The 15,498-nt window shown below is 60.4% G+C and carries 15 protein-coding genes; all 15 read left to right on the forward strand.

The genetic code is table 11. The annotated features are described in order from the left end of the window. Positions 1 to 6 precede the first annotated feature (6 nt). The 15 genes from ACIPIZ_RS09230 to fliL all read left to right on the forward strand — a co-directional run bounded on the left by ACIPIZ_RS09230 (position 7) and on the right by fliL (position 15,426). Positions 7 to 303 carry a hypothetical protein gene (locus tag ACIPIZ_RS09230; RefSeq protein WP_016984299.1) on the forward strand — a complete coding sequence of 99 codons (297 nt, stop codon included), beginning with the start codon at positions 7 to 9 and terminating at the stop codon, positions 301 to 303. 172 nt (positions 304 to 475) lie between these two features. Beyond that, positions 476 to 1,951: a sigma-54-dependent transcriptional regulator gene (locus tag ACIPIZ_RS09235; RefSeq protein ID WP_401165055.1), complete on the forward strand. Its 1,476-nt coding sequence runs from the start codon at positions 476 to 478 to the stop codon at positions 1,949 to 1,951. Positions 1,952 to 2,078: 127 nt separating this feature from the next. After that, positions 2,079 to 3,272 carry a PAS domain-containing sensor histidine kinase gene (locus tag ACIPIZ_RS09240; RefSeq protein ID WP_177431003.1) on the forward strand — a complete coding sequence of 398 codons (1,194 nt, stop codon included), beginning with the start codon at positions 2,079 to 2,081 and terminating at the stop codon, positions 3,270 to 3,272. 5 nt (positions 3,273 to 3,277) lie between these two features. Further along, positions 3,278 to 4,669 carry a sigma-54 dependent transcriptional regulator gene (locus ACIPIZ_RS09245; protein ID WP_105709134.1) on the forward strand — a complete coding sequence of 464 codons (1,392 nt, stop codon included), beginning with the start codon at positions 3,278 to 3,280 and terminating at the stop codon, positions 4,667 to 4,669. Between the two features lie 127 nt (positions 4,670 to 4,796). Continuing rightward, on the forward strand, positions 4,797 to 5,126 hold the full coding sequence (gene fliE, locus ACIPIZ_RS09250) for a flagellar hook-basal body complex protein FliE (protein WP_064390858.1): 330 nt from the start codon (positions 4,797 to 4,799) through the stop codon (positions 5,124 to 5,126). A gap of 15 nt (positions 5,127 to 5,141) precedes the next feature. Continuing rightward, complete coding sequence (fliF, locus tag ACIPIZ_RS09255) at positions 5,142 to 6,929, forward strand: flagellar basal-body MS-ring/collar protein FliF (RefSeq protein WP_064390859.1); 1,788 nt, start codon at positions 5,142 to 5,144, stop codon at positions 6,927 to 6,929. Beyond that, positions 6,922 to 7,941: a flagellar motor switch protein FliG gene (gene fliG, locus ACIPIZ_RS09260; RefSeq protein WP_039761172.1), complete on the forward strand. Its 1,020-nt coding sequence runs from the start codon at positions 6,922 to 6,924 to the stop codon at positions 7,939 to 7,941. The genes fliF and fliG overlap by 8 nt, the downstream gene beginning before the upstream one ends. 4 nt (positions 7,942 to 7,945) lie before the next feature. Next, positions 7,946 to 8,752 (forward strand): flagellar assembly protein FliH, encoded by an 807-nt coding sequence (gene fliH, locus ACIPIZ_RS09265; RefSeq protein WP_122855453.1) that lies wholly within the window; start codon positions 7,946 to 7,948, stop codon positions 8,750 to 8,752. Further along, positions 8,742 to 10,100 carry a flagellar protein export ATPase FliI gene (fliI, locus tag ACIPIZ_RS09270; protein WP_122855452.1) on the forward strand — a complete coding sequence of 453 codons (1,359 nt, stop codon included), beginning with the start codon at positions 8,742 to 8,744 and terminating at the stop codon, positions 10,098 to 10,100. The genes fliH and fliI overlap by 11 nt, the downstream gene beginning before the upstream one ends. Before the next feature lie 6 nt (positions 10,101 to 10,106). Then, complete coding sequence (gene fliJ, locus ACIPIZ_RS09275) at positions 10,107 to 10,559, forward strand: flagellar export protein FliJ (protein WP_064390862.1); 453 nt, start codon at positions 10,107 to 10,109, stop codon at positions 10,557 to 10,559. Positions 10,560 to 10,710: 151 nt separating this feature from the next. Then, a complete protein-coding gene (locus ACIPIZ_RS09280; protein ID WP_064390863.1) occupies positions 10,711 to 11,016 on the forward strand; it encodes an STAS domain-containing protein in 306 nt (101 codons plus the stop codon). Positions 11,017 to 11,021: 5 nt separating this feature from the next. Next, a complete protein-coding gene (locus ACIPIZ_RS09285) occupies positions 11,022 to 12,725 on the forward strand; it encodes a SpoIIE family protein phosphatase (protein ID WP_401165057.1) in 1,704 nt (567 codons plus the stop codon). 31 nt (positions 12,726 to 12,756) lie between these two features. After that, positions 12,757 to 13,104: an Hpt domain-containing protein gene (locus ACIPIZ_RS09290; RefSeq protein WP_105709138.1), complete on the forward strand. Its 348-nt coding sequence runs from the start codon at positions 12,757 to 12,759 to the stop codon at positions 13,102 to 13,104. 104 nt (positions 13,105 to 13,208) lie between these two features. Next, entirely contained in the window at positions 13,209 to 14,573 is a 1,365-nt protein-coding gene (locus ACIPIZ_RS09295; protein ID WP_401165059.1) for a flagellar hook-length control protein FliK, read from the forward strand. 349 nt (positions 14,574 to 14,922) lie between these two features. Beyond that, positions 14,923 to 15,426, forward strand: coding sequence for a flagellar basal body-associated protein FliL (fliL, locus tag ACIPIZ_RS09300; RefSeq protein ID WP_064390867.1), 504 nt, complete (start codon positions 14,923 to 14,925; stop codon positions 15,424 to 15,426). Positions 15,427 to 15,498 lie beyond the last annotated feature (72 nt).

The following is a 15,498-nucleotide window of genomic DNA, read 5'->3' on the forward strand; positions in this document are numbered from 1 at the left end:
AGCACCATGAGTCTTGTATTGCAGCGAATTGCCGATACCCGTGAAGCGTTGGTCACTGCCTTGGCCGAGCGCAATTGGGAAGCTATTGGTGAGCTGGATCTGGCTTGCCGTTCCTGCATGGAAGACGTCATGGCTGAAGCTGCACTGGATGAAGTCGCGTTGCGCGATAATCTTGAGGAGTTGCTCCATGTCTACAAGGAGCTTCTTGAGGTGGCCATGGGTGAGCGGCAGGCGATAGCCAACGAGATGTCGCAGATCACCCAAGCGCAGAAGGCGGCAAAGGTTTACCATCTGTTTGGTTAATTAACCTCCAGTTAATCCAGACATGTGCGCCATAAATTTGACTGTGCACGGTTTTTTGACTTAACTAGTGGCTGTTTTCAGATTTCAGGCGTCTACAGGCACATGGTGTCCTGCAAGCGTGTCGCTTGCCCCATTTTTCGGGCATTGAGTTGACTAGGGAAGTTGCTATTGCATGTGGCGTGAAACCAAAATTCTGCTAATCGATGACGATAGCGTCCGCCGCCGCGACCTGGCGGTGATTCTAAATTTTCTCGGTGAAGAAAATTTACCCTGCGGCAGCCATGACTGGCAGCAGGCAGTCGGCTCTTTGTCGTCTAGTCGTGAGGTCATTTGCGTACTGATCGGGACGGTTAATGCTCCTGGCGCGCTTTTGGGCTTGCTAAAGACACTCTCAACCTGGGATGAGTTCCTTCCGGTTTTGTTGATGGGCGATAATTCTTCCGTTGACTTGCCTGATGACCAGCGTCGCCGAGTGCTTTCGACCCTCGAAATGCCGCCCAGCTACAGCAAATTGCTCGATTCGCTGCACCGCGCCCAGGTCTATCGCGAAATGTATGACCAGGCCCGCGAGCGCGGTCGTCATCGCGAACCCAATCTGTTCCGCAGTCTCGTCGGCACCAGCCGGGCGATCCAGCACGTGCGTCAGATGATGCAGCAGGTCGCCGACACCGACGCCAGCGTGCTGATCCTCGGCGAGTCAGGCACGGGCAAGGAAGTGGTTGCGCGCAACCTGCATTACCACTCCAAGCGCCGCGACGCGCCATTTGTGCCGGTCAACTGTGGGGCGATCCCGGCAGAGCTGCTCGAAAGCGAGTTGTTCGGCCACGAGAAGGGCGCCTTCACTGGCGCGATCACCAGCCGTGCCGGTCGATTCGAGCTGGCCAACGGCGGGACGCTGTTCCTCGACGAAATCGGCGACATGCCGCTGCCGATGCAGGTCAAGCTGCTGCGCGTGCTGCAGGAACGCACCTTCGAGCGCGTGGGCAGCAACAAGACCCAGACCGTCGTCGTGCGCATCTGCGCCGCAACGCACAAGAAACGCGCTAGAATGATCGAGAACGGAGGCTTCCGCGAAGACCTCTACTATCGCCTGAACGTGTTCCCGATCGAGATGGCCCCGCTGCGTGAGCGTGTCGAAGACATTCCGTTGCTGATGAACGAACTGATCTCGCGCATGGAGCACGAGAAGCGTGGTTCGATCCGCTTCAACTCGGCGGCGATCATGTCGCTGTGCCGTCATGGCTGGCCGGGCAACGTCCGCGAACTGGCCAACCTGGTCGAGCGCATGGCGATCATGCACCCGTACGGGGTGATCGGTGTGGTCGAATTGCCGAAAAAATTCCGCTACGTCGACGACGAAGACGAGCAAATGGTCGACAGCCTGCGTAGCGATCTGGAAGAGCGCGTGGCCATCAACGGCCATACGCCGGACTTCACCGCCAATGCCATGCTGCCGCCGGAAGGCCTGGATCTGAAGGACTACCTCGGTGGTCTGGAGCAGGGCCTGATTCAGCAGGCGCTGGACGATGCCAATGGCATTGTGGCGCGTGCCGCAGAGCGCCTGCGTATTCGCCGTACCACGCTGGTCGAGAAGATGCGCAAGTACGGCATGAGCCGGCGCGATGGAGATGAACAGGCGGAGGATTGACGCCTGTTTTTCAACTGCTTCATTTATAAGCGGTTTTTTTTAGGCACGGGTATTGCTACAGCCCTCGCAACGTTCCGTTTAACTGACGGTCAGCCAAGCGAGAAGCACAATGCCCCAAGCCGCCCAGATGTCTTCTGCCTCCAGTCCCGAGGGGCAACCGTCCTCCGTAGAACAGGCAAGCCGACAGGGTCTTGAGCAGGCCTTCGAGCTGTTCAATCAGATGTCCAGCCAGTTGACTGATTCCTACAGCATGCTCGAGGCGCGGGTGACCGAGCTCAAAGGTGAGCTGGCGGTGGTCAGTGCCCAGCGCATGCAGGAACTGGCGGAAAAAGAACGCCTGGCCAACCGTCTGCAAAACCTCCTCGATCTATTGCCCGGTGGCGTCATCGTGATTGACGGCCACGGCATGGTGCGCGAAGCCAATCCGGCTGCCATTGATCTGCTTGGCCTGCCACTGGAAGGCGAACTGTGGCGCCAGGTGATTGCGCGCTGCTTCGCCCCGCGTGAAGACGATGGTCATGAAATCTCCCTGAAAAACGGTCGGCGCCTGTCGATTGCGACCCGCTCGCTGGACGCCGAACCGGGTCAGTTGGTGCTGCTCAACGACCTGACAGAAACCCGTCATCTGCAAGATCAGCTGGCGCGACATGAGCGTCTGTCATCGCTGGGGCGCATGGTTGCCTCGCTCGCTCATCAGATCCGCACACCGCTGTCCGCTGCTCTGCTGTACGCCAGTCATTTGACTGAGCAGGAGTTGCCGGTGGCCACGCAGCAGCGTTTCGCCGGGCGCCTGAAAGAGCGCCTGCATGAGCTCGAACACCAGGTGCGCGACATGCTGGTATTCGCTCGCGGTGAATTGCCGCTGACCGATCGCCTGACTCCCGGCGCCTTGATGCAGGCCCTGCAAGCTGCGGCGCTGACCCATGTGCAGGATCTGCCAATCCGCTGGCAGTGCGACAGTCATGTCGGAGAGTTGCTGTGCAACCGCGACACTCTGGTCGGCGCGTTGTTGAACCTGATCGAAAACGCGATTCAGGCCAGCGCCGGCGATGTACGGCTGAAAGTCCACTGCTATACCCGCGACAACGCCTTGCGCATCAGCGTCAGCGACAGTGGCAGCGGCATCGAGCCCGCTGTTCTGGCACGGCTCGGCGAACCATTTTTCACCACCAAAGTGACCGGTACTGGCCTGGGCCTGACCGTGGTCAAGGCGGTGGCCCGGGCGCATCAGGGAGAATTGCAGCTACGTTCGCGGGTCGGGCGTGGCACGTGTGCGCAGGTCATCCTGCCGCTGTTTTCCGTTGTACAGGGAGCTGAGTAAAGGTCATGGGCATCAAGGTTTTGCTGGTCGAGGATGATCGTTCTTTGCGCGAGGCGCTGGCCGATACGCTGTTGCTGGCCGGCCATGATTACCATGCGGTCGGTTGCGCTGAAGACGCGCTGACGGCGGTGGCGCGAGAGGCGTTCAGTCTGGTGGTCAGCGACGTCAACATGCCCGGCATGGATGGTCATCAACTGCTCGCATTGTTGCGGGCCCGCCAGCCGCAATTGCCGGTGTTGTTGATGACCGCCCATGGCGCCGTCGAACGCGCGGTCGATGCCATGCGCCAAGGCGCGGCGGATTATCTGGTCAAACCGTTTGAGCCCAAAGCGCTGCTGGATCTGGTGGCGCGCCATGCGTTGGGCAATATGGGCGCAAGCGAAAGCGAAGGTCCGATTGCCGTCGAGCCGGCCAGTGCACAGCTTCTCGAATTGGCGGCGCGAGTCGCACGCAGCGATTCCACCGTGTTGATCTCTGGTGAGTCGGGTACCGGTAAGGAAGTGCTGGCGCGCTACATTCACCAGCAATCCCATCGCGCCAATCAACCGTTCATTGCCATCAACTGCGCCGCGATCCCGGACAACATGCTTGAAGCAACGTTGTTCGGTCACGAGAAGGGTTCATTCACCGGCGCCATCGCCGCGCAGGCAGGCAAGTTCGAACAGGCCGACGGCGGCACGCTTCTGCTCGACGAAATTTCCGAAATGCCCCTCGGTCTGCAGGCCAAGCTTTTGCGTGTGTTGCAAGAGCGTGAGGTGGAGCGCGTCGGCGCGCGCAAGCCGATCACCCTCGATATCCGTGTGGTTGCGACAACCAACCGCGACTTGGCGGGCGAAGTGGCGGCGGGACGTTTTCGTGAGGATCTGTTCTACCGTCTGTCGGTTTTCCCCCTGGCCTGGCGTCCACTTCGCGAGCGCACTGCCGATATCTTGCCGCTGGCTGAGCGCTTGTTGGCCAAACACGTCAATAAAATGAAGCATGCCGCGGCGAAACTTTCGCCTGAGGCGCAAGCGTGCCTGACCGCTTACCCGTGGCCAGGCAACGTTCGTGAGCTGGATAACGCGATTCAGCGCGCACTGATTCTGCAGCAGGGCGGTTTGATCCAGCCGCAGGATTTCTGTCTCGCCGGTGCCGTGACGTTCGCCGCGTTGCCGGTCGCAGCGCCCGCGCAAACCGTGGTTCGTGAAGTGGAAATCGACGTGGATTCCGCCGGGGCATTGGGCGATGACCTGCGCCGCCGGGAGTTTCAGATGATCATCGACACCCTGCGCACCGAGCGTGGCCGACGCAAAGAAGCGGCGGAAAAACTCGGCATCAGCCCGCGAACCCTGCGCTACAAACTCGCGCAAATGCGCGATGCGGGGATGGACGTCGAAGGCTATCTGTTCGCCACTTGATCCGTGGCGTCATGCATTGCAAACGCTTTTCTGAAGGGGTGCCCGTGAGCTGGCACCCTTGTTGCTAATACCTGTGTACCCGCCGAGTGAGTGTCAAAAAATTGCGGGCCGCCCAAGAGAGTAGACCATGAGCCAAGGTATTGAATTTAATCGGTTGATGATGGACATGCAGGCCATGAAAGTGGATGCCATGTCTGCGCCGAAATCGACGACCGCTGTCCCTGAGCTGGGAGGCAGCAGCTTTTCCGACATGCTCGGTCAGGCGATCAACAAAGTCAGCGATACCCAGACCGCGTCGACTCAGTTGGCCAACGCCTTTGAAGTGGGCAAAAGCGGTGTCGATCTGACCGACGTGATGATCGCTTCGCAGAAAGCCAGCGTGTCGTTCCAGGCTCTGACCCAGGTGCGCAACAAACTGGTTCAGGCTTATCAAGACATCATGCAGATGCCGGTATAAGGACGAGATTGAGTCATGGCAGAAGCAGTCGCCGATAATGTTCCGGCCAAGGCCTCCCCGATAGACGGCAAACCGCCGTTGTTCGGCTTGTCCTTCCTGGAAAACCTCTCCGAGATGACCATGCTGCGTCAGGTAGGCCTGTTGGTCGGCCTGGCTGCGAGCGTGGCGATTGGCTTTGCCGTGGTGCTGTGGTCGCAGCAGCCGGATTACCGTCCGTTGTACGGCAGCCTTGCCGGCATGGACGCCAAGCAGGTCATGGATACCCTGGCCTCCGCCGACATCCCTTACACCGTCGAACCGAACTCCGGCGCCTTGCTGGTCAAGGCCGATGATCTGTCCCGTGCGCGCCTCAAGCTCGCAGCCGCTGGTGTCACTCCCAGCGATGGCAACATCGGTTTTGAAATCCTCGACAAGGAACAGGGTCTGGGCACCAGCCAGTTCATGGAAGCGACCCGTTATCGTCGCGGCCTCGAAGGTGAACTGGCGCGGACCATTTCCAGCCTGAACAACGTCAAGGGTGCCCGCGTGCACCTGGCGATTCCGAAGAGCTCGGTGTTTGTCCGTGACGAACGCAAGCCAAGCGCTTCGGTGCTGGTTGAGCTGTACAGCGGCCGTTCGCTGGAGCCGGGTCAGGTCGTTGCGATCATCAATCTGGTGGCGACTTCCGTTCCCGAGTTGAGCAAATCGCAGATCACCGTCGTCGACCAGAAGGGCAACCTGCTCTCTGATCAGGCGGAAAACTCTGAAATGACCATGGCCGGCAAGCAATTCGATTACAGCCGCCGCATGGAAAGCATGCTCACTCAGCGCGTGCACAACATTCTGCAACCGGTACTGGGCAACGATCGCTACAAGGCTGAAGTCTCGGCCGATGTCGATTTCAGTGCCGTCGAATCCACTGCCGAGCAGTTCAACCCGGATCAACCGGCGTTGCGCAGCGAGCAGTCGGTCAACGAACAACGCACCGCCAGCAATGGCCCGCAAGGTGTGCCGGGTGCCCTGAGCAACCAGCCACCGGCACCGGCTTCTGCGCCGCAAACCACCGGTGGCGCAGCCGCGCCGGCCAGCATGGTGCAGCCAGGTCAGCCATTGGTTGACGCCAACGGTCAGCAGATCATGGACCCGGCCACCGGCCAGCCAATGCTCGCGCCGTACCCGGCCGACAAGCGTCAACAATCGACCAAGAACTTCGAGCTCGACCGTTCGATCAGCCACACCAAGCAGCAGCAGGGTCGCCTGAATCGTCTGTCGGTGTCGGTTGTGGTCGACGATCAGGTCAAGATCAACGCGGCCAACGGTGAAACCACCCGTGCGCCGTGGAGCGCCGACGAATTGGCGCGCTTCACCCGTCTGGTGCAGGACGCCGTCGGTTTCGACGCCAGCCGTGGCGACAGCGTCAGCGTGATCAACATGCCGTTCTCCGCCGAGCGCGGTGAAGTGATTGCCGATATTCCGTTCTACTCCCAGCCATGGTTCTGGGACATCGTCAAACAAGTGCTGGGTGTGTTGTTCATCCTGGTGCTGGTGTTTGGTGTGCTGCGTCCGGTGCTCAACAACATTACCGGCGGCGGCAAAGGCAAGGAGCTGGCCGGTCTTGGCAGCGACGTGGAACTCGGCGGGATGGGCGGCCTGGACGGCGAACTTTCCAACGACCGCGTGAGCCTCGGTGGTCCGCAGAGCATTCTGTTGCCGAGCCCGAGCGAGGGTTATGACGCGCAACTGAATGCAATCAAGAGCCTTGTGGCCGAGGATCCGGGTCGTGTGGCTCAGGTCGTGAAAGAGTGGATTAACGCAGATGAGTGATAACCGAGCCGCAGCCGTCAAACTGACCAAGGTCGACAAAGCCGCGATTCTGCTGCTCTCCCTGGGTTCGACCGATGCTGCACAAGTGTTGCGCCACATGGGCCCGAAAGAGGTTCAGCGCGTCGGCGTAGCCATGGCGCAGATGGGCAACGTCCATCGCGAACAGGTCGAGCAGGTCATGAGCGAGTTCGTCGACATCGTCGGCGACCAGACCAGTCTCGGCGTTGGTTCCGACGATTACGTGCGCAAAATGCTCACCCAGGCCCTGGGTGAAGACAAGGCCAACGGCCTGATCGACCGCATCCTGCTCGGTGGCAACACCAGTGGCCTCGACAGCCTGAAATGGATGGAGCCGCGCGCGGTTGCCGACGTGATCCGTTACGAGCACCCGCAGATTCAAGCGATCGTGGTCGCGTACCTCGACCCGGATCAGGCCGGTGAAGTACTCGGCAACTTCGACCACAAAGTGCGTCTGGACATCATCCTGCGCGTGTCGTCGTTGAACACCGTGCAGCCAGCGGCACTGAAAGAGCTGAACCAGATTCTCGAGAAGCAGTTCTCCGGCAACTCGAATGCCTCGCGCACCACCCTGGGTGGCATCAAGCGCGCGGCGGACATCATGAACTTCCTCGACAGCTCGATCGAAGGCCAGCTCATGGACTCGATCCGCGAAGTCGACGAAGACCTGTCCGGTCAGATCGAAGACCTCATGTTCGTGTTCAACAACCTCGCCGATGTCGACGACCGTGGCATTCAGGCGTTGCTGCGCGAAGTGTCTTCCGACGTGCTGGTGCTGGCCCTCAAGGGTTCGGACGAGGGCGTCAAAGAGAAGATCTTCAAGAACATGTCCAAACGTGCTGCCGAACTGTTGCGCGACGACCTCGAGGCCAAAGGCCCGGTGCGTGTCAGCGACGTCGAAACCGCACAGAAAGAAATCCTCACCATTGCCCGTCGTATGGCCGAAGCCGGCGAAATCGTACTCGGCGGCAAAGGTGGCGAGGAAATGATCTAAGCCCATGGACAAGCACGACGACGATGTGACGGATCTGATCCGTGCCCGCGATGTCCGTGGTTTCGAATCCTGGGCCATGCCCAGCTTCGACCCGCCGAAGCCGGAACCCGAGCCTGAACCGGAGCCCGAACCGCCGGAAATGGAAGAAGTGCCGCTGGAAGAAGTCCAGCCACTGACTCTGGAAGAACTCGAAAGCATCCGTCAGGAGGCTTACAACGAGGGCTTCGGCATCGGCGAAAAGGAAGGTTTTCACAGTGCCACGCTCAAGGTGCGTCAAGAAGCCGAGGTGGCGCTCACCGCCAAACTCGCCAGCCTTGAGCAGTTGATGGCGAATCTGTTCGAGCCCATCGCCGAGCAAGACACGCAGATCGAAAAGTCGTTGGTCGACCTCGTGCAACACATCACCAAACAAGTGATCAAGCGCGAACTGGCCATCGATTCCAGCCAGATCGAACACGTCATGCGCGATGCGCTCAAGCTGTTGCCGCTGGGCGTCGACAACGTGCGCCTGTACGTCAATCCGCAGGACTTCGAGCAAGCCAAGGCTTTGCGCGAACGTCATGAGGAAACCTGGCGCATTGTCGAAGATGAATCGCTGTTGCCGGGTGGTTGCCGGGTTGAAACCGAGCACAGCCGCATCGATGCCAGCATCGAAACCCGCGTGGCCCAGGTCATGGCAAAATTGTTCGATCAGTTGCACGAGCAAGCCTTGCACCCGGCCGAGGCGGATCTGACTCTGGATATCCCCGAAGACGTGAAACCGGCGGCCACGTCTGAAGAGCCGCTCGCGGACGAACCCGATGCGCCTTGAACGCACCAGTTTCGCCAAGCGCCTGAGCACTTACGCTGAGGCCACCGAGATTGCCGGCGCGCCGATTCTTGAAGGTCGCCTGCTGCGCATGGTCGGCCTCACCCTCGAAGCCGAAGGCCTGCGCGCTGCCATGGGCACACGTTGTCTGGTGATCAATGACGACAGCTATCACCCCTCGCAGGTGGAAGCGGAAGTCATGGGGTTTTCCGGCAGCAAAGTCTTTCTGATGCCGGTCGGCAGTGTCGCCGGTATCGCCCCCGGCGCCCGCGTGGTGCCACTGGCCGATACCGGTCGGTTGCCGATGGGCATGAGCATGCTCGGTCGCGTGCTCGACGGCGCCGGTCGTGCGCTGGACGGCAAGGGCGGCATGAAGGCCGAAGACTGGGTGCCGATGGACGGCCCGACGATCAACCCGCTCAACCGTGACCCGATCAGCGAACCGCTGGACGTCGGTATCCGTTGCATCAACGGTTTGCTGACGGTCGGTCGTGGCCAGCGTCTGGGCCTGTTCGCCGGTACCGGTGTCGGTAAGTCGGTGTTGCTGGGCATGATGACCCGCTTCACCGAGGCCGACATTATTGTCGTCGGCCTGATCGGTGAACGGGGTCGCGAAGTCAAGGAATTCATCGAGCACAGCCTCGGTGAAGAAGGCCTCAAACGTTCCGTGGTGGTTGCCTCGCCGGCGGATGACGCGCCGTTGATGCGTTTGCGCGCGGCGATGTACTGCACGCGCATCGCCGAGTATTTCCGCGACAAGGGCAAGAACGTCCTGTTGCTGATGGACTCGCTGACCCGTTTCGCTCAGGCCCAGCGGGAAATCGCCCTGGCCATCGGCGAGCCGCCAGCGACCAAGGGTTATCCGCCGTCGGTATTCGCCAAGCTGCCGAAACTGGTGGAGCGCGCCGGTAATGCGGAGAAGGGCGGTGGTTCGATCACCGCGTTCTATACCGTGTTGTCCGAGGGCGATGACCAGCAGGACCCGATTGCCGACTCGGCGCGAGGCGTACTCGACGGCCACATCGTGCTGTCCCGGCGTCTGGCCGAGGAAGGGCACTATCCGGCCATCGACATCGAAGCGTCGATCAGCCGGGTGATGCCGGCGGTGGTTTCGCCGGAGCACATGCAGCGTGCGCAGTATTTCAAACAACTGTGGTCGCGTTATCAGCAGAGTCGTGACCTGATCAGTGTCGGCGCCTATGTGGCCGGCGGCGACCGTGAAACCGACGTGGCGATTTCCCTGCAACCGCAGTTAGTCCGCTATCAGCGTCAGGGCCTCAACGACAAAATCAACATGGGTGAAAGTCAGGCCTATCTCGAAACGCTGTTCGCACCTGCGGCGGGCGGTTAACCGCTCATGGCCGCCGTCAGTCGAGCCGCGCGTCTGGCGCCGGTGGTGGACATGGCTGAAAAAGCCGAGAAAACCGCTGTGCAGCGCCTGGGTTACTTTCAGGGGCAAGTGAAGGTCGCAGAAAGCAAGCTGGCCGACCTCAATGCCTTTCGTCTGGACTACTCCGAGCAATGGATCGTACGCGGCGCCACCGGCGTGACCGGCCAATGGTTGCTGGGTTTTCAGGGCTTTCTGGCGCAGCTCGACACCGCCGTCGATCAGCAACGGCAGAGCCTTAACTGGCACCAGAAGAATCTGGACAACGCGCGTGAGGCCTGGCAACAGGCATTCGCCAAAGTCGAAGGCCTGCGCAAACTGGTGCAGCGCTACCGTGAAGAGGCGCAACGCCTCGAAGACAAGCGCGAGCAGAAGCTGCTTGATGAACTGTCGCAGCGATTGCCCCGACAGAATCCGTTCTGAAACAAAAATCAAAAGATCGCAGCCTTCGGCAGGGGATCGGTGTAGGAGCTGCCGAAGGCTGCGATCTTTTGATCTGGCTTCCTGACCTTGCCCCAACCCTGTCCAGATGCTAAACCTTGTACACGTTCGTCAATGACAAGGAAGCCAGTCAATGTCAGTCGTTGCAGAAGTATCTCCGGATGGTCAAAAACTGACGATTTCGGTCAAGGGGCGGTTCGATTTCGGGCGCCATCAGGAATTTCGCGAGTCTTATGAGCGGCTCGACAGGAAACCAGAATCCATTGTGGTCGATCTGAAAGAAGCCACCTACCTCGACAGCTCGGCACTGGGCATGTTGCTCCTGCTGCGCGATCACGCCGGCGGCGATAACTCGGACGTGCGAGTCGTCAACAGCAGCTCCGACGTGAAAAAGATCCTCGCCATCTCCAATTTCGACAAACTCTTCGACATCAGTTGACGGCCATGCAGGTGCAAGAGCCGCTGACGATCCTGATCGCCGAAGACAGCGCCGCCGATCGCTTATTGCTGTCGACCATCGTTCGTCGCCAGGGCCACGAAGTCCTGACGGCGGCCAACGGTGCCGAAGCGCTCGATCTGTTTCGCCAACAGCGACCCGATCTGGTGCTGATGGACGCGATGATGCCGGTGATGGACGGCTTCGAGGCCGCGCGGCAGATCAAAGCGCTGGCGGGCGAGACGCTGGTGCCGATCATCTTCCTCACCTCGCTCACTGAAAGCGAAGCGCTGGTGCGATGTCTGGATGCCGGCGGCGACGACTTTCTGGCGAAGCCCTACAACCAAGTGATCCTTGCCGCCAAAATCAAGGCGATGGACCGCTTGCGCCGGTTACAGGCGACCGTGCTGCAGCAGCGCGATCTGATTGCCAAACACCACGATTACCTGCTCAACGAACAGCGCGTGGCCAAAGCGGTGTTCGACAAGGTTGCGCACTCCGGCTGCCTCAGTGCACCGAACATCCGTTATCTGCAATCGCCTTACGCGCTGTTCAACGGTGACTTGTTGCTGGCGGCGTACACCCCGGCCGGCGACATGCATGTGCTGCTCGGCGACTTCACCGGCCATGGGTTGCCGGCTGCGGTCGGCGCGATGCCGTTGGCCGAAGTGTTCTACGGCATGACCGCCAAGGGCTACGGCCTCGCCGAAACCCTGCGCGAGATGAACGCCAAGCTCAAGCGCATCCTGCCGGTGGACATGTTCTGCTGCGCGACGCTGCTGTGCCTGAGTTCTCAGCGGCGCTCGGTCGAAGTGTGGAATGGCGGCATGCCCGACGGCTATCTGCACCGGATCGCCACGGGCGAGCGCGTGCCGTTGGCCGCGCGGCATCTGCCGTTGGGAGTGCTCAGCCCCCAAGCGTTCGACGATTGCACTGAAGTTCATCCGATGGCAGTCGGTGATCGGGTTTTCCTGTTGTCCGACGGGGTGATCGACACCAGCGATGCCAGTGATCAATTGTTCGGCGTCGAGCGCTTGCAGCAGGTGTTCGCCGCCAACCGCGAGCCGGATCGCTTGTTCGAGGACATCGAGCAGGCACTGCGGGATTTTCGCGGCGAGGCGCGCGATGACGTCAGCATGGTCGAGGTTAGCCTGCTGGAGCCGGCGCAGGTCAGGCCCTCGGCACCGGTGTATTCCGACAGCGGCCAGTCGTGCCCGCTGGACTGGTCGGTAAGCTTCGAGTTTTGCGGCGCCACGCTCAAACGTTTCAATCCGTTGCCGTACCTGCTGCAGTTGCTGCTTGAGGTGCATGGATTGCGGGCGCAGAGTGGTGCTTTGTACAGCGTGCTGGCGGAGTTGTATTCCAATGCGCTCGAGCACGGCGTGCTCGGGCTGGATTCCAGTCTCAAGCGCGATGCGGCGGGTTTCGCTCGCTACTATCAGCAGCGCAACGATCGGCTGGAGGCGTTGCAGGACGGTTTCGTGCGCGTGCATTTGCAGGTGCAGCCGCAGGGCGACGGCGGTCGTCTGGTGATTCGGGTGGACGACAGTGGTAAGGGCTTCGATGTGGCGCGGGTGATGGATCGACCGCTGGACGGTGTCCGTTTGTCGGGACGTGGTGTCAGCCTGGTCCGGCAATTGGGGCGCAACGCCAGTTGGTCGGACGAAGGTCGTAGTGCCCGCGTGGAGTTTTCCTGGGAGGTTCAGGCATAATCCGCGCAATTCTTGATCAAGGAGTGAACAAGTGGCTGACACACATATTGATCGCGAGGCGCTCAGCGTACTGCGCGAAGTCATGGAGGAGGGTTATCCGGAGCTTCTGGATACCTTTCTGGCGGATTCCGAAAGTCGCTTGGGCGAGTTGCAAAAGACCTCTGATGCCAAGGTGTTGTCGGAAGTTGCCCATAGTTTCAAGGGCAGCGCCAGCAACATGGGCGCTGTCCGTTTGGCGGCACTCTGCCAGGAACTCGAATCGGACGCCAAAGACAAGAGTCCGGCGGAAATAGTCAAACTGGTCGCTGAGATCAGTGGCGAATTTGCTGAAGTTCGCCCGGTTTACGAAAGCGAAAAACATCCCGCTCACACCCACTGATCCCGCCGTCCGGCGCTTTTATCAAGCGCCGGACAAAACTGGCCCGGCACTTGCAGTTATCTCCGCAACTGTACCTACGATCCCAGTGCAGCGGAGACCGTTTCATGCCTGCGACCCCCAACATCCTTCTTCAAAACGCCGCTCAGGCCAAGGCGCAAGCCGCTTCTGCCAAAACGTCGGCGATGGCCGTAGACACCGGGGATAAAGCCTCAAGCTTCGCGAAAGTGTTCGCCGATCAGGGGTCGAGCAAGCCTGTTGCAGCCGCTGACAATTCGCCCAAGTCGCCGCGCGACAAGGTCGCTGACAACAGCGGTAAAAAGGACGTTGGCAAGGATCCATCTGCCGCTGCGCAACCGGCGGTTGCCGATAGCGGCAACGACTTGCCAGCCGATAAAACCGCCGCGAGCGATGACACCACTGCCAGCAGCGACGACAGCACGGACACTTCTCAGCCAGCAGTGGTTGATGCCGCGCCCGTTGACCCGGCACTCGATCCGGCATTGGCAATCGCTGTGCAGCCGGTGACCACGCCGCCCGTGGTGCCGACCCCGGTTGCCACCGCCCAGCCTGAAACCGCCCCCCCTGCGCTCGCCGCATTGCCGAGCGTGGTCAAAGACCCGGCGCCTGCCACTGACAGTGATTTCGATCCTTCGGCGGACCCCCTCGACTCGCTGCCAGTGGTGCGTATGGCGATGGAGCAGGGCGGGCACATTTCCGCTGCCAGCCAGGCGCAACCGAAAGCCTCGCCAGCTCAGGCTCAGGCCGACGGTGAGCTGACGGCGGCGCAGAATTTTGCGGCCGGCATGGCCGGTATGCTCGACGTGCAAGCCGACAAGGACAGCACCAGTCAGGGCGGTGACAAGGCTTTCAGTGGTTTGATCGATGACGGTCTCAAAGACCTCAAGACTGCGACCAGCGATACCCGTGTCGATGACTTCGCCAACCGTCTGGCGGCACTGACTCAGGCCGCGACACCGAAGACCGCCAACGCGGTACCGGTGAATCAACCAATTGCCATGCATCAGAGCGGCTGGACTGAAGAAATTGTCAACCGCGTCATGTATCTGTCGAGCGCCAATCTGAAGGCGGCGGACATTCAATTGCAGCCGGCCGAACTCGGGCGTCTGGATATCCGCGTGAACATGGTGCCGGATCAGCAGACACAGGTGACCTTCATGAGCGCGCATCCAAGTGTGCGCGAAGCACTTGACGGCCAGATGCATCGCCTGCGTGACATGTTCAACCAGCAGGGTATGGGCCAGGTTGACGTCAATGTCTCCGACCAGAGCCGTGGCTGGCAGGGCCAGCAAGGCCAGGAGCAGGCGCAGCAGGGCCAGAGTGGCCGCACCAGCGCGGCCGGCGGTCGCCTCGATTCGGCGGATGAAGAATTGGCGCCTGCCGCCATTGCTGAAGCCGCTGCTCAAACTACCAGCGTGATTGGCAGCAGCGCGGTCGACTATTACGCCTGATCAAATCAAGAGCCCCTCACCCTAGCCCTCTCCCAGAGGGAGAGGGGACTGATCGGGGGGTGCTCGGGACGTGCGCCGACCGGTTACTTCTGCTGTGAATCCACAATCGACTCGGTCTTTCAGGTCGATGTCTCACTACTTCTGCTGTAAATCCATAATCGACTCAGTCTTTGAGGTCGATGTTTGACGTCTGACACCTCGGTCGGCCCCCTCTCCCTCCGGGAGAGGGCTGGGGTGAGGGTGCCTTTGACTTTAGCGTTGTCTCCACCATCACTGACACTTCTGGCATAACACTTGCTCTTGCCTTGCCGTGCGACTGTGAAAACCCGATTAGTGACGGATTATTGGCATGGCGAAGAGCGAAACAGCAGCAGTGAAAGACCCCGCAACCAAAGGCAAACTCAAGCTGATCATTGTGATCGTGCTGGCATTGCTATTGGCCATTGGTGCATCCGTGGGGGCGACCTGGTTCTTCATGCACAGTGCCCAGAGCAAGCCTGCCGAGGCCGCCGATGCAGCGCCCGTCGGCAAGCAACCGGCGATTTTCGAGCCGATGGCGCCGGCGTTTGTCGCCAACTACAACCAGAACGGTCGTCAGCGCTACATGCAGGTGAGCCTCACCATGCTGGCGCGTAACCAGGCCGATCTGGACGCGCTCAAAGTGCACATGCCGGTGATCCGCAACAACCTGGTGATGCTCTTCTCCGGTCAGGATTTCGCCACACTGGCGACCCCGGTCGGCCAGGAGATGTTGCGCCAGAAGGCCACAGCCAGCGTCCAGGAAGTGGCGCAGAAAGAGCTGGGCAAAGTGGTGATCGAACAGTTGCTTTTCACTAATTTCGTACTGCAGTAGGAACACGACATGGCCGTGCCGGAGCTGCTCTCCCAGGAGGAAAGCGACGCGCTGATGCATGGCGTCGACGAT

Origin of the sequence: Pseudomonas sp. NPDC087690 (genome assembly GCF_044743175.1) — a bacterium.
Taxonomy (GTDB): Bacteria; Pseudomonadota; Gammaproteobacteria; order Pseudomonadales; family Pseudomonadaceae; genus Aquipseudomonas.